This is a genomic window from Pectinatus cerevisiiphilus, from assembly GCF_004341685.1.
GTDB classification, from domain to species: domain Bacteria; phylum Bacillota; class Negativicutes; order Selenomonadales; family Selenomonadaceae; genus Pectinatus; species Pectinatus cerevisiiphilus.
In genome coordinates, this window is sequence record NZ_SMAA01000005.1 from 22,695 (window position 1) to 45,836 (window position 23,142).

22 protein-coding genes and 1 riboswitch are annotated in these 23,142 nt (G+C 34.9%); of the genes, 6 read left to right on the top strand and 16 right to left on the bottom strand.

Annotation, left to right across the window (positions count from 1 at the left end; all coding sequences use genetic code 11):
- Window positions 1-19 precede the first annotated feature (19 nt).
- Both EDC37_RS04130 and EDC37_RS04135 read right to left on the bottom strand, forming a co-directional pair.
- Window positions 20-385, bottom strand: coding sequence for a transcriptional regulator GutM (locus EDC37_RS04130; protein WP_132548215.1), 366 nt, complete (start codon window positions 383-385; stop codon window positions 20-22).
- Window positions 386-455: 70 nt separating this feature from the next.
- On the bottom strand, window positions 456-1,826 hold the full coding sequence (locus EDC37_RS04135) for a sn-glycerol-1-phosphate dehydrogenase (RefSeq protein ID WP_132548217.1): 1,371 nt from the start codon (window positions 1,824-1,826) through the stop codon (window positions 456-458).
- Between the two features lie 617 nt (window positions 1,827-2,443).
- Between EDC37_RS04135 and EDC37_RS04140 the strand changes: the two genes are divergently transcribed.
- Window positions 2,444-3,253, top strand: a complete 810-nt coding sequence (locus tag EDC37_RS04140) for an HAD-IIA family hydrolase (protein WP_132548219.1) — start codon at window positions 2,444-2,446, stop codon at window positions 3,251-3,253.
- 144 nt (window positions 3,254-3,397) lie between these two features.
- Here EDC37_RS04140 and EDC37_RS04145 read toward each other — a convergent pair whose 3' ends face one another.
- From EDC37_RS04145 to EDC37_RS04205, 13 genes are all read right to left on the bottom strand, one after another.
- A complete protein-coding gene (locus EDC37_RS04145; RefSeq protein WP_132548221.1) occupies window positions 3,398-4,315 on the bottom strand; it encodes a transketolase family protein in 918 nt (305 codons plus the stop codon).
- A complete protein-coding gene (locus tag EDC37_RS04150; protein WP_132548223.1) occupies window positions 4,315-5,133 on the bottom strand; it encodes a transketolase in 819 nt (272 codons plus the stop codon). The genes EDC37_RS04145 and EDC37_RS04150 overlap by 1 nt, the downstream gene beginning before the upstream one ends.
- 42 nt (window positions 5,134-5,175) lie before the next feature.
- Window positions 5,176-6,450, bottom strand: coding sequence for a PTS ascorbate transporter subunit IIC (locus EDC37_RS04155; RefSeq protein ID WP_132548225.1), 1,275 nt, complete (start codon window positions 6,448-6,450; stop codon window positions 5,176-5,178).
- Window positions 6,450-6,749 carry a PTS sugar transporter subunit IIB gene (locus tag EDC37_RS04160; protein WP_132548227.1) on the bottom strand — a complete coding sequence of 100 codons (300 nt, stop codon included), beginning with the start codon at window positions 6,747-6,749 and terminating at the stop codon, window positions 6,450-6,452. Before EDC37_RS04160 ends, EDC37_RS04155 begins: the two co-directional genes overlap by 1 nt.
- 54 nt (window positions 6,750-6,803) lie before the next feature.
- The gene (locus tag EDC37_RS04165; RefSeq protein ID WP_132548229.1) at window positions 6,804-7,241 is read right to left on the bottom strand and encodes a PTS sugar transporter subunit IIA; all 438 of its coding nucleotides are present in this window, start codon (window positions 7,239-7,241) and stop codon (window positions 6,804-6,806) included.
- On the bottom strand, window positions 7,231-8,838 hold the full coding sequence (locus EDC37_RS04170) for a BglG family transcription antiterminator (RefSeq protein ID WP_132548231.1): 1,608 nt from the start codon (window positions 8,836-8,838) through the stop codon (window positions 7,231-7,233). Before EDC37_RS04170 ends, EDC37_RS04165 begins: the two co-directional genes overlap by 11 nt.
- A 55-nt stretch (window positions 8,839-8,893) precedes the next feature.
- Window positions 8,894-9,196, bottom strand: coding sequence for a helix-turn-helix domain-containing protein (locus tag EDC37_RS04175; RefSeq protein ID WP_132548233.1), 303 nt, complete (start codon window positions 9,194-9,196; stop codon window positions 8,894-8,896).
- Window positions 9,197-9,515: 319 nt separating this feature from the next.
- A complete protein-coding gene (locus EDC37_RS04180; RefSeq protein ID WP_132548235.1) occupies window positions 9,516-10,187 on the bottom strand; it encodes a TMEM165/GDT1 family protein in 672 nt (223 codons plus the stop codon).
- Window positions 10,188-10,474: 287 nt separating this feature from the next.
- Window positions 10,475-11,821 (bottom strand): sn-glycerol-1-phosphate dehydrogenase, encoded by a 1,347-nt coding sequence (locus EDC37_RS04185; RefSeq protein ID WP_243642168.1) that lies wholly within the window; start codon window positions 11,819-11,821, stop codon window positions 10,475-10,477.
- Between the two features lie 83 nt (window positions 11,822-11,904).
- Window positions 11,905-12,723: a PTS system mannose/fructose/sorbose family transporter subunit IID gene (locus tag EDC37_RS04190; protein WP_132548239.1), complete on the bottom strand. Its 819-nt coding sequence runs from the start codon at window positions 12,721-12,723 to the stop codon at window positions 11,905-11,907.
- Complete coding sequence (locus tag EDC37_RS04195) at window positions 12,724-13,485, bottom strand: PTS mannose/fructose/sorbose/N-acetylgalactosamine transporter subunit IIC (protein ID WP_132548241.1); 762 nt, start codon at window positions 13,483-13,485, stop codon at window positions 12,724-12,726.
- An 18-nt stretch (window positions 13,486-13,503) separates the two neighbouring features.
- Window positions 13,504-13,977, bottom strand: a complete 474-nt coding sequence (locus tag EDC37_RS04200) for a PTS sugar transporter subunit IIB (protein WP_132548243.1) — start codon at window positions 13,975-13,977, stop codon at window positions 13,504-13,506.
- Between the two features lie 17 nt (window positions 13,978-13,994).
- Window positions 13,995-14,408 (bottom strand): PTS sugar transporter subunit IIA, encoded by a 414-nt coding sequence (locus EDC37_RS04205; RefSeq protein ID WP_132548245.1) that lies wholly within the window; start codon window positions 14,406-14,408, stop codon window positions 13,995-13,997.
- A 247-nt stretch (window positions 14,409-14,655) separates the two neighbouring features.
- Between EDC37_RS04205 and EDC37_RS04210 the strand changes: the two genes are divergently transcribed.
- Complete coding sequence (locus EDC37_RS04210; RefSeq protein WP_132548247.1) at window positions 14,656-17,292, top strand: sigma-54-dependent transcriptional regulator; 2,637 nt, start codon at window positions 14,656-14,658, stop codon at window positions 17,290-17,292.
- A 7-nt stretch (window positions 17,293-17,299) separates the two neighbouring features.
- On the opposite strand, the gene EDC37_RS04215 is transcribed toward EDC37_RS04210, so the two are convergent.
- Window positions 17,300-18,130 (bottom strand): energy-coupling factor transporter ATPase, encoded by an 831-nt coding sequence (locus EDC37_RS04215; RefSeq protein WP_132548249.1) that lies wholly within the window; start codon window positions 18,128-18,130, stop codon window positions 17,300-17,302.
- 537 nt (window positions 18,131-18,667) lie between these two features.
- On the opposite strand from EDC37_RS04215, the gene EDC37_RS04220 reads away from it, so the two are divergent.
- The 4 genes from EDC37_RS04220 (at window position 18,668) to EDC37_RS04235 (ending at window position 23,025) form a co-directional block, all read left to right on the top strand.
- On the top strand, window positions 18,668-19,624 hold the full coding sequence (locus tag EDC37_RS04220; RefSeq protein ID WP_132548251.1) for an L-lactate dehydrogenase: 957 nt from the start codon (window positions 18,668-18,670) through the stop codon (window positions 19,622-19,624).
- Between the two features lie 292 nt (window positions 19,625-19,916).
- Window positions 19,917-20,095, top strand: a riboswitch (cobalamin riboswitch).
- A gap of 162 nt (window positions 20,096-20,257) precedes the next feature.
- Entirely contained in the window at window positions 20,258-21,262 is a 1,005-nt protein-coding gene (locus tag EDC37_RS04225; protein ID WP_132548253.1) for a FecCD family ABC transporter permease, read from the top strand.
- 5 nt (window positions 21,263-21,267) lie between these two features.
- Window positions 21,268-22,014 (top strand): ABC transporter ATP-binding protein, encoded by a 747-nt coding sequence (locus EDC37_RS04230; protein WP_132548255.1) that lies wholly within the window; start codon window positions 21,268-21,270, stop codon window positions 22,012-22,014.
- Between the two features lie 12 nt (window positions 22,015-22,026).
- Window positions 22,027-23,025 (top strand): ABC transporter substrate-binding protein, encoded by a 999-nt coding sequence (locus EDC37_RS04235; protein ID WP_132548257.1) that lies wholly within the window; start codon window positions 22,027-22,029, stop codon window positions 23,023-23,025.
- Window positions 23,026-23,142 lie beyond the last annotated feature (117 nt).

A 23,142-nucleotide genomic window follows, 5' to 3' on the forward strand; every position in this document is an offset into this window, starting at 1 on the left:
GACATATATAAAAAAACACTTATGCCACACTTAACTTTTCTTCTAAGCTTGTTAAGGCTTGTAACAATGCCTGGTTTTTCTTTTTTTCCTTCAAGGCTTCCTGCTTTAACTCCATATAATTTTTGCCTTCCCATTTGGCAATATTCTTAAATCGAGCCAGCAAAGTAACGCCCTTCATCTGTTTTGCCTCAATTATTTGCCCAGAATCGTCAGTTACTAAAACAACAACATTCCCTGATGATAGTTTACGTTTCTTTACCCCTATACCAACATGTCCTTTATCCATAAGCTTTCTCACAGTTGCCTTAAAATGATTCATCTGCATATATACAAAAAAACATTGAGCAATATATAAAACAAAGGCAAGTAATAATATCTTTTCCATATTTGCTCCTTCTATTTTTGCAGGATAAAAGAGATATATCTTTTATCCTGCAACTACAATTTACTATAACTTATTGTTTAATAAAATCATCTATTATCTTTGTATATTTTTCTGTCAACCCTAAGTCTGAAAGCATATTCAAGATAGTATAACGTTGACGGACTTCTTTAGCTATCAACATACTATTATGAACTATTGTTTCATCGACGCCGACTTCCTGTGGACGAAGCGGTGCACCGGCTTTTTTCATAATATTTTCAATAAATACTGATGTTTTAGCAGTTTTTGCCAAAGCCAGTATTTTATCAAAATTATCTCTTATCGTTTTGATTCTTTTAATCCTATTTTCTATCGAATTTCTATTATCTTTTTTAGCATTCCTTAAAATTCCTGGTGCGGCTTTTCCATAGAGTCTTTTAATATCTGCTTCCCATTTTTCTTCATCAAACTTTTTAGCAGCTTCAATAGCGGCATCAAAATCAACTTTTTCATGCGCAAACGTTTCATAAATTTTTCCAGCAATGATACTGGTAAGTCCCACTTTCGTTCCATGTAAAAGAGCTTCTTTGCCTTGGAACAAAAACATCATTTCCCAATAGTGGGAAAGATGATGTTCGGAGCCAGATGCAGGACGGGAATTATTTACATAACTCATTGCTATACCTGTACGTAAAAGGCCATCCATGATATTAGCAATCGCAGTATCTGAACGAGTTTTGACACCATCAATATTATCTATGCATTTTTGGACAGCATCTTCCGATATTTTTGCAGTTGCTTCGCAATAATATTCATTATTTATAATTCTACTCAATTTCCAATCTATCAGTGCCGAACATTTGCCGATCATGTCGCCCAGCCCTGCTAAAATCATCCGTTCCGGTGCTTTTTTCAGTATGTCAATATCGCCAAGAATAACTTTTGGTAATTCGCACGGAACACTAGTCTTCAAATTATCGATAGTCAATGCAGAGGTATCTGACACAAATCCATCCATGGAAGGTGCAGTAGCTACTATCATACCTTTTATACCGGTACGACGGCTTATATATTTAGTAAGATCGTTCAAAACGCCTGAACCAACCGCTATAAGAAAATCTGTCGAATTATCAACAGCAAGAATAAGTTTACCCATAGCTTGTTCATCTGGAACTAGATCACGTTCTACTTGATAAACTAAAGTTTTATATTCAATATTATTCTTATCAAAGAGTTCTTCTACCTTTTTACCTGCTACTTCATATGTGTGAGTATCTGCAATTATCAACGGATGTTTACTGTTATATTCATTTACTATATTGACAAGCTTATTTATAGCTCCATTTTCTATAATAACTTTGTCAACCTTCATATAATGTTCATGTCCGCATTCACAATCAATTTTTTTACCAATAAAATCGTTGATTCCCATCTTTTCAACAGCAGCTGCTGTTAACTTCATATAAATCCATCCCCTCTTTATTTTACTTGCAAAACATTCTAAAAGTTACAAGTAATAATAAATTTCCATGTGTATAAACACTTCTGTATATATAATGCCAGCAAAAATCCTAATAATTAAAATACAAAATGCGTTTAAATGCCCTTTTGTCTTTTGTTTGTTATCGTTTTTATTTTATTTGTTTTGATTTACATTTATTATAACAAATTATTTTTAAAAAGCAAGTATTTTTTTTAATATATTGCGTTATTTGTTTTCCTTTGACATTTATTTTTTTAGACATACATACGCTGCTTTTATTTATGGTGAATTGTTTATATAAAATATTACAAATATAATTTCATTCTAAAAAAACAATATCTCCAATTTTCTTTTATAATTTTCTTGTGTATAATAGACATAATATCTATATTTGTCGTTACTATCGAGATTATAGCTGTTGAATAAATCACTATTTTAACCCATAAAATTTATTAATGTACATTAAATATATAAAAAATTCTAATTTAATGTATAAATATATAATTTTCAACATTTTTCAATAATAGTTTGACAATAAATCATTTATTGGCTATACTCTATTCAAGAGTATAAAGTAACTAAAGAGGTGTAAACACATGCTTGCGAATGTAAACGAAGACAAAGACAATATTTTAAAAGATATTGATGTATTTGCCCTTGATATGGACGGTACTATTTATCTTGATGAATATTGGATAGACGGTGCAAAAGATTTTCTAAAGAAAATTGAAGAATCAGGACGTAGGTATATTTTTTTAACCAATAACTCATCCAAAAACTCTAAAAATTATGTTGATAAACTTCATAAGATGGGTCTTGATGTAGATATTGATAAAATCGTGACTTCAGGCCAGGCAACAGTTTATTATCTCCAACAAAATTATCGTGGAAAAAGAGTTTTCTTGTTAGGTAACAATTTACTCAAAGAAGAGTTTAGGGAAGGCGGCATTACACTTGATGACACTAATCCCGATGTAGTAGTTACTGCCTTTGACACCACATTAGATTACAATAAAATGTGTAAGGTTTGCGATTTTGTCAGAGCAGGTTTACCTTATATTTCAACCCATCCTGATTATAACTGCCCAACCAAAACTGGATTCATTCCAGACGCAGGTGCAATTCATGCTTTTATCAAGGCCTCTTCTTTCAGATATCCCGACCATATTATTGGCAAACCAAATGCAGATATTATAAAATATCTACTAGCAAGACTTCATACAACAGGTGATAAAGTTGTAATGGTAGGCGATCGGCTTTATACAGATATTGCCGCTGGAAAGAACAATGGACTTTATAGTATGTTAGTACTAAGCGGCGAAACTAAGCTTGAAGATGTGGAATCTTCCGAAGTCAAGCCCCATCTTATATTTGACTCCGTAAAAGAAGTTATCCCACTTTTATAATACTCAACATTAATAACCACCCAAAATCATCAAACCCCAAAGACCCGTAGCGCATCTCTTCCCAAGATTAAGCGCTGCGGGTCTTTGGGGTTTATATAATTAGCTCTCATTTTGATAAATAATAATAACTCTCTTGAGGCCCTCTTAAAAAGATTTTACTGCCCTTATAATATCTTTAGCAGTCAACTTATATTTCTCCAATAACACTTCAGGGGCACCAGATGTTCCAAACTCATCATTTATACCAACAAATCGAATTGGAACTGGCCATTCAACTGATAATATTTCACTAACGGCGGAACCTAGTCCACCAATAATTGTATGTTCTTCTACAGTTACTATACGTTTCGTTCGTTTTGCCACTTCTACTATCAATTTACGGTCTATGGGTTTTATAGAACATATATTTACAACACTAGCATGTACTCCATCTTTAAGAAGTATTTCAGCTGCTTCGATAGCACGACTTGTCATAATTCCCGTGCTAATTATAGCTACGTCAGTACCATCTCTTAATACTTCACCTTTACCAATACAAAATTTATAATCGTCACCGTGTATATCTGGTACCGCTATACGACTTATTCTTAAATATACAGGACCTTTATAAGCGATAGCAGCCTTTATAGCCATTTCAGTTTCTTTAGCATCAGCTGGTACTAAAACTACCATATTAGGTACACTGCGCATCAACGCAATATCTTCTACTGCCTCATGCGTAGCACCATCATATCCCACGCATACACCATTATGTGTACCTACTAATTTCACATTAAGGTTACCATGTGCCACTGTATTTCTTACCTGATCAAAAGCCCTACCTGTAATAAACACTGAAAATGTTGTAGCAATTGGTATCATATCACACGTTGAAAGTCCTGCAGCAATTCCTACCATATTTTGTTCGGCAATTCCTATATCTAAAAACCTTTCTGGACATACATCTTTAAATTTTAAAGCTCTTGTAGCTGAACCCAAATCTGCATCCAAAACTACAATCTTAGGATTTTCCTTTAATTCACAGAGAGTTTCCCCAAATACATCCCGCATAGCCTTTGGCATTATATATCACCTTCTAATTCTCTAAATATTTTTTCAAACTGAACCCTATCAGGTATTTTCCCGTGCCAAATGGGATTATTTTCCATAAAAGATATACCTTTTCCTTTTATCGTATCAGCAATTATAACGGTAGGACGCCCACTAGTAGAACAGGCCATTTCCAATGCATTTCTTATATCGCGAAAATCATGTCCATTAATTCTTATTACATTCCAATTAAATGCAGCAAACTTTTTATCCAATGGGGCAATACCCATAACGTCTTCATTAGACCCATTTATTTGTAACTTATTATAATCAACTATTAATGTAAGATTATCAAGTTTATATTTTACAGCACTCATTAATGCTTCCCAATTTTGTCCTTCATCAAGTTCTCCATCTCCAACAATTACATACACACGGAATTTTTCATGTTGCATATGTGCAGCAATTGCCATTCCGCACCCAATGGATAATCCCTGTCCAAGAGAACCTGTAGACATATCTACCCCTGGAGTAGTATTCATATCCGGATGGCCTTGTAAGATAGATCCGTACTGTCGCAACGTAGAAAGCTTTTCTTTAGCAAAATACCCTTTTTCTGATAGTACTGCATAATAGCTAGGATTACCATGCCCCTTCGAAAGAATTAATCTATCGCGATATTTCCAATTAGGTTCATGAGGTTTTATATTCATTTTCTCAAAATAAAGTGTTACCAATATCTCCACCATTGATAAAGCTCCGCCAGGATGTCCAGTTCCTGCTTTTTCTAACATCTGCATTGTACTTAACCGTATCCGCTTGGCTATTTTTTTTAATTCTATAATATCCATTACTTTTTCCTCTCTCTTCAAACAAATTATTAGTCAAATATATTAATTAAAAAGAGCTATTAATTTTGCAAATGCTAGGCCTATTGTTGCGTAAAACGGATCTCCAAAAGTACTTCCGGTATTAGCTAAGGCTCCTGTACTAGGAATCAAATATCCTGTACCTATTGTAAGGACAATACCGACTATAAAAGGTCCCACAATTGCCCCTTTCCACCCACCAGTACTATTACCAAATATACCAGCAGTGCCCCCAGCAAAAAATGCGGGTACTATTCCAGGTAATATAATATATACTGAATTAATTCCAAATTGAATAAACATACCTATTATCATTCCAATAAACATAGATACAAAACCAAATATAAGTGCTGTTGGTGCATAAGGAAACACCGCCGGACAATCAATTGCCGGAATTGCCCCTGGAATAATTTTCTCAGATATACCAGAAAATGCAGGTATAATTTCAGATAACATCATACGTACACCTGCTAAAACTATTGTTACACCTCCAGCAAAGGTCAACCCCTGTATAATGGCAAACATAAATGGATTCATTTCTTTGCTAATGTTCTGTTCTACATAACTATACCCTGTAATTAAGACTGCTATCAAAAATATTACAACCATTGTTATTGCCATACTTGCTGTAGAATCTCTAAAAAAGCTTAAACTTTTTGGTAATTTAAATTTTTCAGCACTTTGTTCTGGTTTGCCAATATATTTACCAAGCCACGCTGAAAACCAGTACCCTATATCACCAGTATGTCCAATTGTAAAAGCTTCACCTCCTGTAATCTTTTTTGTATACGGGTTAAGTAAAGCAGGCATAAAAGTAAAATATATTCCCATAGTTACAGAACCGACAATAAATAGCATTGCTCCACTTAGATTGGCCAATGATACATATATAGCAGTAACAAATAATGAAACATACAGCATAACATGCCCTGTAAGATAAATAAATTTAAATTTGGTCACTCTAGCCAATATAAGATTCATAATAAATCCACCTACCATTACCAATGCGCCCATTGAACCAAAATTAGCAATAGCAAACGGAAGGACTGCTTCATTTGTGGGAATTATACCATTTATTCCGATTCCTGCATTCAAAATAACTCCTAGCGGAGCTAATGAATTCCCAACTATTCCCGCACCTCCACCAATAATCAAAACACCAATTATCGTTTTTAATGTTCCCATAACTACTTGGTTCATCGGCCTTTTTTGCATTAATAACCCGACCAAGGCCACTACGCCAAGTAAAATTGAAGGCTGAGAAAGCACTTGAAATACTATAAAATTAATAATTTCCATTATATTTCACTCCTATGTTTCTTCAATTCCTCAATTTTCGTAATAAGTTTTTTCTCAATTTCATCTTTCTTAAAAAAATTAGTAATGAATATAATTTTTTGCGGATCAATGTATTTCAATGAATCTTTTAATGCCTCAACGGTAATTATTAAATCAAAATTTTCACCTAAAATTGAAGCTACACCAGCTGTTTCTACATCATTTTCTATTCCCAATTTATCTAACACTGACCTTACATGTATTTTAGCAATCATGCTACTACCAAGCCCTTGTGGGCAAACCGTAAATATTTTTAACATAATAAATCCTCCTAAAATGAACACATTATATATTTAGTAATTCATAATTCAAGTCTAAGAAAAAATATCCAATACAGTTTGGATGGTTGCCGCATCTTTTATCTTTTTTACTTTTTCTTTGTTTCCCAATATTTGCACTAATTCTGACAATTCTTGCAAATGCTCTTCATCCCTAGTAGCTGCTAAACAAACAACAATACTTACTGGATCATTTTCCTTATTACCAAATGCTACAGGTGACTTAAGTGTTATAAGACTCATTCCTAACTTTTTAACTCCAGCTACAGGATTAGCATGCGGCATTGCTATTCCCGGCGCCAATACTATATACGGTCCAATATCTTTAACAGCTTGTATCATGGCTTCTATATATTCTTGCTCTATAGCACCAATATTCTCTAATAATCTTCCCCCTTCTCTAATTGCTTCTTCCCAATTTTGAACATTGATATTTATTCGCACTGTATACTTATTAATTAAATCAGCTATCATACTTTTCACTTTCCTCAAATTTATTTATTATTTCTTCAAATCCTCTATTTACTAACCATTTATTAGGTAACTTAGCTTCTATAAACTTTTCAAATAATATTTCGAAAAAACCACTCCAAAGTTCATTTAAATTTTTAGGAATACATAACAAAAATACCAATTGTACATATTCTTTATACCAAATAATAGGTCTATCCAACACAGCCACTGCAACACAAGCTTCTTTAATATTTTTATCTAATGCATGAGGAATTGCTATACACTGTCCGATCTCTGTAGAAGATAATTTTTCTCTATTAATTATTATGGTTCTTATCTTTTCATCAATGTATTGTTTCTTTATCATTTTATTAGTAATTAAATCTATAACTTCATATGCGCTTTTAGCTTTCAGTGCTGGAAAGAATAAATCTTTTTTAAAAAAATTTTTATAATTAATAATATGCTTATTAGCAATTCTGTTAATCCGTTTTTCCACTTTTAATAAATCCGCCTCTGACATTATAGGTGTTATTCTTACAATTTTAGATGAATCTATCGCAACGGGTACTGTCGAAAATACAAAATCAACTTTTTTTATTTCTTCTAGTGTTAGTTCATAACAACTCATAACTTTTTCTATATGCAAATTCTCACCAAAATGCCTCTGTAATTTACTTTTTGCCAATAGTGCTGTAGACAATCCCATACTACAAACTATAATTGCACGTTTAATTTTTCTTGTATTTAATTTATTACGTTCTAGTGATGCCTCAAAATGAATTGCTAAAAAACCTATTTCATTTTCATTGGTTTTTACACGTTCTTTTTTCTCTAAAACTTCAGCTGCTAAAACAGCCATTTCAAACGCTAATGGATAATTATCTTTCACTGTTTTTAAAATATCATTTTTAATATTCATATTGAATTTCAACCTGCTAATGGCTGCTATTAAATGAATCATCAACCCTGATATAAGTTCATTATCAATTGATAAATCAATTTCTGTATTAGCTTCTATTGATTTCAATATATCATTTACTAACGGAAAAATATCATCCCGACTCTTAGCTGATTCAATAAACTTTTGACTAGCAATAAAATGTTGTGTTAAATAATACACTTCATTACTTATATCAACACCCAATTGGACATTTACTGCATTTAATATTTCACTTGCCGGAATAAAATAATTTGATTTTTGCAAATATTGCTGCTGACTTTCATTATATTCAACTGTATTTTTTTTTATAGCTCTACGCATGGTAATAATAATGTGTACCAACAAATTTTTAAATGCTACATCTGTTAAATGAATATTATGTTTTAATATTATTTTTAGTACTATATCTTTAATAGTATCAATTTCAGCCTTAGGAAATATATCACTAACAAATTTATTATTTGCTAAATTTAATAGATTATCATGGTTAAAAATATATGCTGACATACAATAACGTATTTGCATCTCATTACCTTCTATTTTTATACCGTTTCTGCAATTTGTAATAAGTTTAATATTAAATTTACTTAAGTTGTTCTTTATGTCTTTTAAATATTTTTTTAATGTGGATAAACTTATAAATAATTCATCTGCTAATTCTTCTTGATTAACCATTTTATTATGAAGAAAATTTATCAATATTCTGATTATGATAAACGATATACGATCATCATAATAAAAGGGGGACTATGTTAATACCTTTATAACATTTCTCTTTACTAATAGAATACATATCTACAAAATTATCATATTTCTTGTAATCATCAATTACAAGCGTATATCCCTGCCCTGTTTTAGAAATAATATGTGCGCCCTTATCTTTTAGCAAAACCATCAAGGCCCTCATATCTTTGCGTACAGTCTTACTACTTACTCCTAGTGAATTTGAAAAGGTATTTCCTGTAATAGTATTGCCTTCCTTACTAAACAGTTTCAGGATTTCTAAGATTCTTCTATTTTGAATAATCATCATAATATCCTCCACTGCTTTTATTATATATTCAATGTTTTGATACTTCCAGCTATAAAAGTTCCTTAATATAAGGCATTTTTATAGCTGGAAGTATTAAAATAACGTTGGGGCAACTAAAGTAATCGTTTAAAACTTTGCTAAATTAATCTCCTCCATAATTCCAATCACTATAATATACTTTTATAATAAATATGCCATCACCAGTTTAAATAGATTAAATTGGTGATGGCATAACAAACAATAAACACCTGGAATAATATCTCAGTAGCAATTACCATTTGTAATTATTCTACTATAATATCTCCATTTCCCAAATCATTTAACAATTACATTTTGTTTTTTTATGGTTTTTCATATTAACATACGACATAAAATAAATAGCTGCTCCCGCAATAATAAGCGCACCCAAAATACAAGTAAATATTAACACTTCATTATTCAAAGCCCTATATAAACCGAACAGGCCAAAAGTAATAAAGACTATCGCCGCAGTCCATTTTACCGTACGTTCCGGAATCTTTTTCCCTAAAACAATACCTACTACAATTCCTAAGCCGTCAGCCAGCATCATCCCAGTGGTACTTCCCAACCATACAGGCAGCACTGTATCAAATTGAGAAGAAAGCGTAATAGTAGCCAATTGTGTTTTATCACCCATTTCCGCCATAAAAAAAGCAATTGCGATTGTCCAAAAGGGCCCATACTTAGCCATATTTTCTTTACCGCTTAATTTATCGCCCCGCAATGTCCATAAACCGAATATTATAAATGCGATTGATGCGGCAATTTGGATATAATATATTGGTACAAGCCGCGTAAGATAATTCCCTATGAGTACCGCGAGAAGATGATTAAAAACAGTTGCGGCAAACACACCCCACATAACAGTCTGCCAGCGGTACCGCACAGCAAATGCCATTGCCAGAAGCTGTGTCTTGTCTCCCATTTCCGCCAAAATGACGAAAAGCAGTGAAGTTATAAATGCTGTCATTCCTTCATTCCTCCAATAATTCTCTATTTTTCTTCATATATATAAAAAAAGACCTCCGGCGTGATAAAAAATCACGTCGAAAGTCTCGCTAATTGACATTTGTCAACGATAAGGCCAGGCACTATTTACTACAATACCAGTTTGTTGACCTTACCTATATAAGCTACTCCCTTTTGTACATTGTTTGCAGTATAACCTATATAAATATTATTGTCAACTGATCTATTGTACTATTTATTGTTAATATTTTATTAACAAATTTTTCAGCATTAATAATTGATTGATATTTATTTCATCTTTTCTATTTGCTTGCATACTTCATCTGCAATTTCCTGCTGCCATCCGCAATCAAACATAAGCTGCAACACACCATATCTATTCCGTAATTCTTTTGCGTAAATTATACCATTCCTAACCATTTCCATAGTCACATCTATTTGATCAGGACGATACGGTGCATCTATTTTTTTCATGCGTTCAATCATTTTATCGACAGTTGGTAATTTTTCTGCCAGTTCAATAATTTCTGCTTTATGCTTAGCAACCATAGCAAGCCGTTTTGCTACATTTTCGTCAGTATTCTTTTGCGCACGTTCTTCGAGCGCTATAACACCTGGTGCAGCCGGTCCATACACACGTTTGATATTTTCTTCCCATGCCATTTTATCAAAATGTGGTTTTGCAAATGACGACGCAGCTTTCAATTTTTCAGCGGTTTTCCGATATAACAGCAATGCTATTATCGTGCCCACTCCTACTTTTGTCCCATGATGCACACCTTCATGTCCATGTTGTAGAAAAATCATTTCCCAGTAATGGGACATATGGTGTTCACTGCCTGACGCAGGCCGCGAATTACCACTATAGCTCATATCAATTCCCGCTAAGGCAAGTCCTTCCATAACAGCACCTACAGATTTTTCATCACGTTCCTTTATGCCATTATCCGCAGCTGCTGCAACATCGGCCACAGCCCCATACATTATATCAACCAATCTATCACAATAGTATTCCCCAGTGACAATATGTGCTAACTTCCAATCTGTAAGACATACATATTTCCCAAAGATATCACCGATGCCAGCAGTAATCAAATGCATTGGTGCATCCTTTAAAACAGCGGTGTCAACTATAATCGCCGTAGGACGCCCCATATTTTCATATGTTGTCTTTAAACTATCCACCATCAAAGGTGCTACGTCTGAGGCATAACCATCCATAGATGGTGCCGTGGCAATTATAAAATAATCGGCCTTTATAGTATGTGACGTAAACCTACATAAATCATTGATGACTCCTGAGCCAATGCCTATTAAAAGATCACAGCCATTAGGTATATGTGTTATAATCTTCCCTGCTGCCAATTCATCAGGTACCAATTCATGATTAGTAAATATATATTTACTATAACTTATGCCATTATCTTCAAGTATTTTATAAACTTTCTGTCCTGCAGCTTTTTCTGTATTAACATCAGCAATAATACAAATTTTTTTATAATTTTTTTCTTTTATATATTCAGGTAATATAGCAATAGCATCGTGGGTGATATGTACATGGCGCATATCGCATTCATGTACTTTTCCACAAGCACAATCAATTTTTCTTCCAATATAATCTTTCCAGTTACGCACCAAAATCCCCCTCTTTATTTTCAACATCTATATATTGTCTACATAGCAAATAACATCTATGCTCGACAATCAATACATTTATTTTAGAATATGCCCAAGCAACCTGTTATAATACCAAATAAAATCAATGCTCCCATCAATTTTATCGGTGAAGCACCTTTACGGACATAATGCAAAACTACTAAGGTGAGTACTAACGGAATAAGTCCAGGCATCAATTTATCGAGCAAATCATGTTGCAGACTAAATGCAGCACCTCCGCCCAGATCAAAATTCAAATAAAATTCTAACGGGATGAATCTTCCTACTAATCCCCCCATTACCATAGTTCCTAAAAGGGATGCAGCTTCGATAACCCTGTTTATTTTACCGCCTGACATTATTTCTTCAACAGCTCTTCTACCATACCGATAACCATTGAACCACATATTATAAGAAATACTTGTCATTATCATAAACTGTGCTAAAAGAAAAATTATTGGGCCGGCAATATTATTATTATTGGTTATCCCAATACATATTGCTAACATAATTGGTGTTATAACACCTTGTGTCAGGGTATCACCCACTCCTGCCAATGGTCCCATTAAACCTGTCTTTATACCATTAAAAGCTTCATCTGTTATAGGTTGTCCGTTAGCACGTTCTTCTTCCATTGCCACAGTTACACCATGTATTACCGAACCACAAATAGGTTCAGTATTAAAAAATGACATATGCCTGGTAATTCCCTGCTTTTGTTCTTCTTTATCATGTGGATAAAGTTTTTTCATAATTGGCAGCATCGAATGGGCAAATGCCACTGCCTGCAACCGTTCATAATTGTAATTTGATTGGGCAAACATAAACCAGTTAAACCATGATTTACGCACATCCGCTTTTGTTAATTTATTATCAGCCATTTAAGCGTTACCTCCTTTATCACTACGATAATTGATAGCACTTATAGTGAGCGCTATCACTGCACCGACGATAGAAATTATGATGATATCCATCTGGAAATATACTGAACATAATATGCCTAAGATGAAGAAAGGCATAGTGAAACTATTACCTATTAATTTCAAGTTCATCGCAATACCAAGTGCAGGAAGCATAGCACCAATTACATTAAATACGTGTAAGATATTAGGTGTTAATATGTTAAGCATACCATTTACAGCCGTAGGTCCATAATAAACAACGAGCGTTGCTGGAATAAAACTCATAACAAATAATAATACCTGTGGTGGCACTACATTTATAAATGCTACCATGTTCAAATTACCCTTTTCGACTTCTCTATCAGCCCAATGCACAAAAAATGAGTTTACTGTCATCTTAGCAATCCACAAAACAGTTGCTATTGTCCCCAATGGAACAGAAATAGCCATAGCTGTCCCAACATCAAGATTAGAAGCGATAGCCAGTGCAGTGCCTACATAACCGGCAAAGGACGGATCTCCCATTTGCGCTCCACCTGCCGAAATAAAGCCCAAATAAATAACATTTATACCTGCACCAATCAGTGCCCCTTCCATTGGATGCCCTAAAATGATACCGGTGATAAATCCTGCCAACAGTGGTCTATTAAAAGTAAAAAAACCTGCATAACTAAGCCACGGACTCCATGAGAGGTAATAAAATAATCCTATTAATGCAGCTTGCAACAATGTCAATTCCATTTTTATGCCCCTTTCTCTTTAAAAAAAACTTTGGATATCCTTAGGTGTATCATCTGGAACAATCTGGACAACCACATGTACCCCTTTATCTATTAGTTGCTTAAAACATTCTTTTTCTTCTTCTGAAATAGATATATTACGATAAAGCTGCTTACGGCCTTTTGTCGCTCCCATACCGCCTAAATCCAGATCTTTTATTTCTACTCCTTTTTCCATAAGTGTCTTTATCGTCATTGGTGTTTTAGCAAGTACAATTACTCTTTCACCTGCATCATCCTGCTGCAATATTTCAGCCGCCTGTTCAATCGTGTGAATGCCAATTTTAAACGAGGAAGGTGCGGCCATCTTAATAATTTTAGACATAAAATCGTCATTTGCTACACCGTCATCCACTACGATGATTCTATTTCCCTTTGTAACTTTAGCCCATGCAGTCACTACCTGCCCATGTATCAATCTATCATCAATTCTTGTCAATACAATATTTAACATATTAGATTCTCTCCTCTTTAATCTTTTGTTGACGCTAATTCTGCAAATAATTCCTTTATGCCATCCTTACCTGATTGCATACAATGCTTGGTAAGTTCTTCCAAATCATAAGAATTTCTCATCGTAATTGCTTCTAATAACATAGGAAAACTTAATCCTGTGATACATTTATATGGTGCTTCTACATTTGAACTTGCTATTGCAGCCGCATTATATGGACTTGCCCCAAACAAATCAGCAAAGACAAGAACTCCATCATTTTGATTTAATTCTTCAATTTCTTTTTTTACTTTACCGCAAAATTCTGTAATATCATCTCCTCTATGCAAACCTAATGTTTTCACCCTTTCGACAGATCCCAATACCAGCTCAGCGCTTTTCAACATTGCTTTACCGAAATCTTCATGAGTTAGCAGCAAAACTGCAACCATATTTCCAAACCCTCCCTATATTACCGTTTCGCTTATTATATAAGCAATTTTTGTGCCAATACACATACAAGAATGTGTATCGTTATTTAAATATCCATATAGTTCAGTGATGGTAATGTTTACTAAAATTTTTCTTTACATACAAATTCTTCTAAAATTTATTAATTTTAATACAGAATATCATGATATAATTATCTGTATCAAAGCATCATATTAATCTGTATCAATTTATAAAGGAGTTTTGCATATGCACTATTCTCGCAAACAAAAAATACTGCATATTCTAAAAGAGCATGGTAACGACGTTGCCAAAAAAATCTATCCAGAAATTTCCCCGCAACTTGGTTGTACTACTATGCATATTGCAACTGTTACTGGTATACTACGCAATAATGTAAGCATGGAACTTAATGTGGCCTTAAAACAAAATCTCGTAATAAAGATAAATGGTAAACCCGTTCTATACATTGAAAAAGATTTATTAGAAACTATATACCATCTTCATTTTGCTTCAAATGTGTTCAGCAATTTTGATGCTTTTAAAGCTTATATTGCTGCTCCTCCTCAAAAACCGATCAATAAAGATAAAAGTTTTCAGAAACCTTCTCAGAAAATTTCTATAAATACAGCAGAAAATATTTTTGATACTGTCTCAGAGCACGATGTTTTTAATAATTTAATTGGTGTGACTGATGATCTTTACACTCAAGCCAAGCAGGCAAAAGCAGCAGTTTTATATCCGCCCAATGGCCTGCATACACTTATAACAGGGCCTACCGGCAGTGGCAAAACAACTTTTGCCAATATAATGTACCGCTATGCCGTAGAAATGAAAACATTGGCCAAAAGCGCGCCCTTCATAATATTTAACTGTTCGGATTATGCAGAAAACACCCAATTACTTTTATCTCATCTATTTGGTCATATAAAGGGGGCATTCACCGGTGCTTTTAAGGAAACTACCGGTCTCGTTGGCCAAGCTAATGGGGGTATTCTCTTTCTTGACGAAATTCATCGTCTGCCTCCAGAAGGACAAGAAATGCTTTTTACTCTTATTGACCACGGTAAATATCGAAAACTAGGTGAAACAGAAAGCTACCATACGGCAAACGTCCTCATTCTCGCAGCGACAACAGAAAATCCCCAATCAGCTATTTTAAAAACATTTTTCCGTCGTATTCCTATTCTTATAACACTACCAGGGCTCAACGAACGCCCCCTAAAAGTACGAATGAAGCTAATCAACCACTTTTTTCAAGCTGAATCCAAAATCATCCAAAAACCCTTGATCGTTTCCAAAGAAGTTTTAAAAGTGTTATTAACCTATAAATGTAGTGGTAATATCGGCCAGCTGCACAACGACATCCAGGTTTTATGTGCCAATGCTTTTATCGAAAATGTACTATCAGCCAGCTCCGGTTACAAACAAAGCATAAGTATAAAATTATCGCAACTAACCGATAATTTAAAAAATGAATTTTTCCAATCTGCATCAAATCGCCAGGAACTTTATAAAACATTTAATTTTAATGATATCAAATCCATTGTTTTCGATGGTAACAATGACCAGCTCAGTGATCTTCTAATAAAAGATGACTATGCTGTCGATGCTGGTTTTTATGAGTATATACTCAAAACAGCACAATCGTTTTATAAGGACGGCGTTGCTATAGAAACTATAAAGGAAAAAATTCATTCAAAACTATACCATCAAAACATTACGTCAAATAACAGTCCTAAAGTAAAAATTGATAAAGAAATTTTAAATAAAATTGTCAATACTGACCTGACAAATATAATAAAACGTCATCTCAAGGCTGATAATATTGCCGCTGCTGATAATAAAATGATCTATAGTCTGGCACTCCATTTCGAGATGCTTAAAGACCGCTTAGAAAATGGTCAATCAGCTGCCGGTATTAATTCACAAGAAATTATGCTTAAACATCCCACTGAATATAAATTAGCAAAGGAAATCTGCGATGATGCTTCTGGTCTGTTTGACATGATGATACCACCAGAAGAGATAGCTATAATTGCTTCTTTCTTTTATACGATAAATAAGCAAAATAAATCCATAGCCCTTCCCATCATCGTTGTCTGTCACGGACGCAATACAGCCAGCAGCATGGTCGAAGTAGTAAAATCCTTAATGGGCAACCATGAAATTTACGCTATAGATATGCCACTTGATGCAAAAGTGGATACTACTTTGACGCTTGCAGCAGAACTTGCCCAAAAAATTCACTGTGGTCATGGTATTCTCATGCTTGTTGACATGGGTTCACTTATCGATTTTGGTGACATGATTACCGCCAAAACAAGTATTCCCATAAAAACCATAAGCAACATATCTACGCCATTACTCCTTGAAGCTGCACGCCGTTGTATGATGCCTGATATCACCCTGAATGATGTTGTAAAATTACTCAACAATCAATTAAACTATGCTTCCGAATTATATGTTGATACTGAACAACATCCTCTTTTCACATGGTCTGCTTCCCTCGATCCCCACCTTCTTACTAAAATAGTTTCTTCATTAGCTGATATCACCACATTTATTGACGTAAAAAAAGCGACTGACTTACTTGGTCAAGCGCTTAATAACATATTACAATACTATAACCAACCGCTTACAGACCATATATTCGTGAAATTCATCTTCCATTCAATCTGTATGCTCGAACGCGTCATCCGCAAAGAATCCCTTTCTTACAAGAACTATATAAAATTAAAAAATGACCATGAAACTCTTTTCAATGTAATAAAGAAAAGTTTCACAGTCATAGAAGAAACTTACGGTATAACGATCACTAATACTGAGCTCTCTTATGTAACAGAAATGTTCCTTTTAATCCTCCCCCAAAAATTACGAACATGAACTTATTTTAAAGCTGCAAGGCTTTTACCAGTTCATCATCAGTATAGATATCCGTAGAAATCTCAATTTTTCGTTTTCGCAAAGCATGTACCATCTGTGATGCCAACGGCAATTCAAGACCAAGTTTTCTAATCTTTTCAACATCACTAAATATTTCACGTGGCGTACCATCCGCTGCTACCTTACCGTCGTGCATAACGATTATTCTGTCGGCTGATATTGCCTCATCCATAAAATGCGTTATCAAAATTATTGTCATGCCATACTTTTCATGCAACTTATGTACAGCCTCCATCACAGCCGCCCTACCAGAAGGATCAAGCATAGCCGTTGGTTCATCAAGTACCATATAATCCGTCCGCATTGCCAAAACCCCCGCAATGGCAATAAGCTGCTTCTGTCCGCCCGAAAGAAGGTGCGGGGCAAAATTCCGCTTTTCCTCCATATTAACAGCTTTAAGACTTTCTGTTACTCTCTTTCGTATTTCTTCCGGCATTATTCCCAAATTTTCTGGTCCAAAAGCGACATCATCTTCAACAATAGCTGCAATTATTTGGTTATCAGGATTTTGGAAAACCATTCCTACCTTTTGTCTAACCTGCCAGATTGTAGTTTCATTTTTAGTATCAAGGCCATCTACGATACAACTTCCCGCTGTAGGCAATAAAAGTCCATTAAGATGTCTGGCCAAAGTCGATTTTCCTGAACCATTCATACCGATAACTGCAATAAATTCACCCTTATTTATTGTTAAATTTACGTTATCAAGTGCCTTTTTTTTCTTGTTATCAGTCTGTATATATTCGTACATAAGGTTCTTTATTTCAATTTTATCCATATTATCCCCTAAACTATCATCTATAATATTCTTACCTTTATCTAATATTTTAATAACCGTTACTACGCCTTAATCTAACTCTATTTTATAATAATACCTCATTATATATCATTGTCAACACAGATTTTCTTTTCTTATACAATCTTTATATTTCAAGTCATATATATAATTTCTATTTATATTGTATTTTTTTATCTTAGTTGTCTTATATTTTTCCCAATGCTTTTCTTTATTGACATTACCTCTCGTCTATGCAACAATGTTGAAGTAGCTTCCATTATATTTATTAGCCAACAACCATAAATATAACAGATAATGCATTCTATGCATATCTAGGGAACAGGTGCCAATAACTTAATAGAATACTTGGTAAAAGCCAACGTCGTTATGCGGAATAAATTATTGTAAACGTTTAGATACAATAATTTAATAATGCACAACCATAATAAGGCAAACCAAGAACTGCCTGTTTAACAATCACTATACTGTAATTCATCTATATGGTATACCTATGAGTAATAGGGAGGAGATTTTTTTATGGTCAACAAAGGAAAAATTGTAATTATTGGTACTAGTAACGTTGGTTCTGCAATTTTGAACAAAATCACTGATTTTCAATTAGCTTCAGAAATAGTATTGATTGATATTAATACTGCTAAAGCTAAAGGTGAAGCTCTTGATGCCAGTCATGCAACATCATGCATATACAGCACAAATATAAACGTTCACGTTGGCACTTATAAAGACTGTCATGATGCGGGTATTATAATTATCACGGCTGGGCCTAGCATAAAGCCTGGTGAAACACCGGACCGGCTTATTTTAGCAAAAACCAACGTCAAAGTAATGCATAGCATTATGTCAGAAATCACAAAATATACTAAAGAAGCCATGATAATTGCTATAACCAATCCTCTTGACGTAGCGACCTATTACATTTCTACACATTTTGACTATCCGCGTGAAAAGATAGTAGGCACAGGTACAATGCTCGAAACATTTCGATTACGCCGTATCTTAGCCAACCATTACCATGTTGATCCAAAAAATATTCATGGCTACATCCTCGGTGAACATGGTAACTCCGCTTTTACAGCTTGGAGCACTGTCAATATTGCCGGCATGCCGCTTAGTCATCTTGATGACTGTTTTAACTTTTCGCAAAGAATAGATTGTAAGGCAATCGAAGACGAAGTTGTCCAGGTAGCCTATGATATCATCAACTTAAAAGGTTGGACCAACACGGGTATAGCCATGGTTGCTTGCCGTCTTATCAAAGCCGTTCTATATGATGAACATACCATTTTGCCGTTATCCGCAGTATTGGAAGGTGAATATGGTCTACGTGATATTGCGTTGAGCATTCCTCGCATGCTTTGTGGGGAAGGTGTTGTAAAATCCTTTGAAGTAAAGCTTACTGATGCTGAACGGGATTTATTGCTTCGTTCTGCTGAAAGTGTCAAAAAAGCATCAGCCTGTTGCCGTGATTTATGATGGGCATTGTTATACAATTGCATATAATAAATAAAGATTAGAATAGATCTACAATTTATATACTATGCACTGACATTAACTGGTAATAACTGAATTGCAGACGTTGCAATGAGATATGTTAAAATGCGGGCGGTTTTATATTAAGCTGCCCGCATTTTTTATGACTCCAATCATTGAAGATAAACCGCAAGTTTAGTAATTCTTATACTCCTGTGAATAATTCAGGTTAAATAATTTCGTATTATTAATTTATAACTTGACACATAAATATACCGAATGCTAAAATAAAGCCATAATTTTATACGTTGCAGGTGCTTATAATGCCTAACAGAGAAGTCCGGTGAAAAACCGGCGCGGTCCCGCCACTGTAATGCAGAACTGTTTCATAAAATGTCACTGGTCAAATGACTGGGAAGGCTTGAAACGGTTATGAAGCTGAGCCAGGAGAACTGCCCGCAATACGAATACAACCTACGAGTGATAGGCCCTGTACATTTTTTGCTGTGCTTTTTGTACGCCTTATACTTTTTTGTATAAGGCGTTATTTATTTTCATAATAATTCATAGAACTATTTATAAAAAGCTAATGAATAAACAAGGAAAATATTTTACATATATAAACGGACGGTTAATATGCATATTCGCATTAAATTTTTCATTTTATTTATTTTTCTTACCTTTAGTATAGTTATATCCCTTGGATTCGGGTCGGTTAATATTCCTAGTTCTCTTGTACTCAAAGAAATACTAACGTTTCTTCAAACAGGACACCTGCATTCGGCTACCCACGAAACTATTCTACTATCTATTCGTTTGCCAAGAACTTTATTTGCCGTAATTTCTGGAGCAGGCCTTGCCATGGTGGGCCTTGCCATGCAGACCATCACCCGTAACAGCCTGGCTGATCCCTATATTCTCGGTGTTTCTTCCGGTGCCAGTGCGGGAGCAGTATGTGCAATTATATTAGGCTGGTTTTCTTCACTTGGTCAGCTGAATGTTTCCACCGGCGCTTTTCTCGGTGCTGCTTTATCAACCGCCCTGGTCATTGTACTTGTCGGCCGCAGTAGCAGTCCTATAAAACTTATACTCATCGGCATGGGCATGTCTGCCTTTTTTTCCGCCCTGACGATGATGGTTATCTACAGTGCCCGCCACGAAGCACAGGTTCGCAGTGCAATGTTTTGGCTGCTGGGCAGTTTATCGGCAATACAATGGCTTGATCTTATTTCTGCCGCTCCTGTGACTATCTTTTTGGGGATTTTCCTATGGTTTTTCCGGCACGATTTTGACCTTTTGCTTTTAGGTGCCGAGGAAGCAGGCTTATTGGGATTATCTGTAAAACAGTTGCAGCTTCTTGTTATCACTGCTGCTTCACTTTGCGTAGCCGTACTTGTCACTAAGGCAGGTTTGATTGGTTTTATCGGTCTTATTTCCCCTCATCTGGCGCGAATTCTGGTTGGTCCTCTCCACAGCAGGCTTATTATATTTTCCAGCCTGACAGGCAGTATTATCCTGTTGTGGGGTGATGTGCTTTCACGCAGCATCTTTCGGCCTGAAGAGGTTCCCATAGGCATATTGACTGCTTGTATCGGCGCACCTCTTTTTATTTGGATAATCTGCAAGCGTTATGGAGATTAATAAAAATGCTACAAATAAAAAATCTTAATTATAAAATAAAACAGCAGATCATTCTCAATAATATAACCTTAACTTTTCCTGACAATAAAATAACATGCATAATCGGCCCAAACGGCTGCGGCAAATCAACACTTTTAGCACACATATCAAGCCTTTTAAAAAGCAGTGAAAAAATAAGTCTTGACGGCATTTATATTGAAAAAATTCCCGCCCGCACTTATGCACGTAAAGTGGCCATTCTCTCCCAACGCCAGGAATTTTCCATAGATGAATTTTTAGTCAGTGACATTGTCCTAATGGGGCGATACCCCCACAAAAAAAGATTTCAGGATTATTCCACAGCTGATATCCGCATAGCCGATAAAATGATGCTCAATACGGGCATCAAACACCTGTCCGGGAAAAAAATAAAAACACTGTCCGGTGGCGAACGCCAGCGTGTATTTATAGCCAAAGCTATGGCACAGGAACCCGATATCCTTTTACTAGATGAACCCACAAATCATCTTGATGTCAAATATAAATTGGCTCTGATGCGAGAATTAAAAAAATTTGGCAAAACAGTCATAATAGTGCTGCATGATTTATCCCTTGCGGCACGCTGCTGTGATAATTCTATAGTCATGTATGATGGGACAATAGCCGCTGCCGGTAAACCAACAAAAATTCTCACACCCGAATTTCTTGAAAAAATTTTTGAAGTACCATTTTATACCGCTAAACAAAATGATAATTATTTTTTATATTACTAAGGAGGGTTTTTCATGAAAAGTATTTCAAAGCTATTTATATTTTTTAGTCTTTGTCTCACACTGCTGATTTCAGGCTGCGGACAATCTACCCAAAAGCAAGATATTCCCGCAAAAACCGGCTATCCCGTGTCATGGACGGAAACGCTTGATGGACAGTCTACAGAAATGAAAGTAACAGCACCACCTAAACATGCCGTTTCAATGTCACAGGCAACAACAGAAATGATGCTCACTCTTGGCCTAGCCGATCAAATGGCAGGAAGTGCTTTTAAAGAAGAAGATATTTATCCACCGCTGCAAAAGAACTATGATAAAGTTAAAGTTCTTGCCGACAAATGGCCATCATATGAAATCTTTATGTCTACAAAACCTGATTTTGTCACCGGCTGGGAAGTTCCTTTTACTAAAAAAGGTATTGAAGCTGAAAAAATAACAGCACAGCATATCCCTATTTTCATTCCCGCTTCTATGCAGTCCACGCAGGCGGATCTCACCACACTTTTTGATGATATGATTAAACTTGGTGAAATATTTGATGTCAAAGACAAAGCGGATGACTGGGTGAACAGTCAAAAAGAACAATTAGATGTTATTCAGAAAAAAATTAGCAACCTACCTTCAAAGAGAGTATTTGTTTTCGATTCTGAAGATGGTCAGCCCTTCACTGTTTTCGAAGGATATACCACCAATCTTCTGCACCTTATCGGAGCCGAAAACGTCATGAGTGGCCAGGGTGTTGATAAAACATGGGCAAAAACAAGCTGGGAAAACGTGGTAAATGCCAATCCGGATTATATTATCATAGTAGATTATAGCAACAGCATCAGAAGCACTGACGATTTCGACCAGAAGGTTGAAAAGATAAAAAATAATCCCCAGCTGCAAAGTATAACCGCTGTGCAGAAAAATCAGTTTTTAAGAGTGAAGCTTTCTGAAATCACTCCCGGAGTGCGCAGTGTAGCGGCATTACAGCGTCTGGCTGAAGAAATACATGGCATAAAAATAAACTGATTCCCATACCGTATATATTGTCTAATTTTTTAAAAATATTTTTTCATCGCATAAAATAAAAAACTGCTGCCACGAAAGCTTTTATTTATAAATATCTATACATATATCATTTATATT

Bases quoted from the DNA above. Each gene is read 5' to 3' on its own strand.
- EDC37_RS04175 (WP_132548233.1), bottom strand. From the start codon at position 9,196: ATGATGATTATTCAAAATAGAAGAATCTTAGAAATCCTGAAACTGTTT.
- EDC37_RS04205 (WP_132548245.1), bottom strand. From the start codon at position 14,408: ATGGTTGCAGTTTTGCTGCTAACTCATGAAGATTTCGGTAAAGCAATG.
- EDC37_RS04195 (WP_132548241.1), bottom strand. From the start codon at position 13,485: ATGGAATTGACATTGTTGCAAGCTGCATTAATAGGATTATTTTATTAC.
- EDC37_RS04225 (WP_132548253.1), top strand. From the start codon at position 20,258: ATGCATATTCGCATTAAATTTTTCATTTTATTTATTTTTCTTACCTTT.
- EDC37_RS04220 (WP_132548251.1), top strand. From the start codon at position 18,668: ATGGTCAACAAAGGAAAAATTGTAATTATTGGTACTAGTAACGTTGGT.
- EDC37_RS04200 (WP_132548243.1), bottom strand. From the start codon at position 13,977: ATGTTAAATATTGTATTGACAAGAATTGATGATAGATTGATACATGGG.
- EDC37_RS04130 (WP_132548215.1), bottom strand. From the start codon at position 385: ATGGAAAAGATATTATTACTTGCCTTTGTTTTATATATTGCTCAATGT.
- EDC37_RS04140 (WP_132548219.1), top strand. From the start codon at position 2,444: ATGCTTGCGAATGTAAACGAAGACAAAGACAATATTTTAAAAGATATT.
- EDC37_RS04160 (WP_132548227.1), bottom strand. From the start codon at position 6,749: ATGTTAAAAATATTTACGGTTTGCCCACAAGGGCTTGGTAGTAGCATG.
- EDC37_RS04150 (WP_132548223.1), bottom strand. From the start codon at position 5,133: ATGGATATTATAGAATTAAAAAAAATAGCCAAGCGGATACGGTTAAGT.
- EDC37_RS04165 (WP_132548229.1), bottom strand. From the start codon at position 7,241: ATGATAGCTGATTTAATTAATAAGTATACAGTGCGAATAAATATCAAT.
- EDC37_RS04170 (WP_132548231.1), bottom strand. From the start codon at position 8,838: ATGGTTAATCAAGAAGAATTAGCAGATGAATTATTTATAAGTTTATCC.
- EDC37_RS04145 (WP_132548221.1), bottom strand. From the start codon at position 4,315: ATGCCAAAGGCTATGCGGGATGTATTTGGGGAAACTCTCTGTGAATTA.
- EDC37_RS04210 (WP_132548247.1), top strand. From the start codon at position 14,656: ATGCACTATTCTCGCAAACAAAAAATACTGCATATTCTAAAAGAGCAT.
- EDC37_RS04180 (WP_132548235.1), bottom strand. From the start codon at position 10,187: ATGACAGCATTTATAACTTCACTGCTTTTCGTCATTTTGGCGGAAATG.
- EDC37_RS04135 (WP_132548217.1), bottom strand. From the start codon at position 1,826: ATGAAGTTAACAGCAGCTGCTGTTGAAAAGATGGGAATCAACGATTTT.
- EDC37_RS04155 (WP_132548225.1), bottom strand. From the start codon at position 6,450: ATGGAAATTATTAATTTTATAGTATTTCAAGTGCTTTCTCAGCCTTCA.
- EDC37_RS04235 (WP_132548257.1), top strand. From the start codon at position 22,027: ATGAAAAGTATTTCAAAGCTATTTATATTTTTTAGTCTTTGTCTCACA.
- EDC37_RS04230 (WP_132548255.1), top strand. From the start codon at position 21,268: ATGCTACAAATAAAAAATCTTAATTATAAAATAAAACAGCAGATCATT.
- EDC37_RS04190 (WP_132548239.1), bottom strand. From the start codon at position 12,723: ATGGCTGATAATAAATTAACAAAAGCGGATGTGCGTAAATCATGGTTT.
- EDC37_RS04215 (WP_132548249.1), bottom strand. From the start codon at position 18,130: ATGGATAAAATTGAAATAAAGAACCTTATGTACGAATATATACAGACT.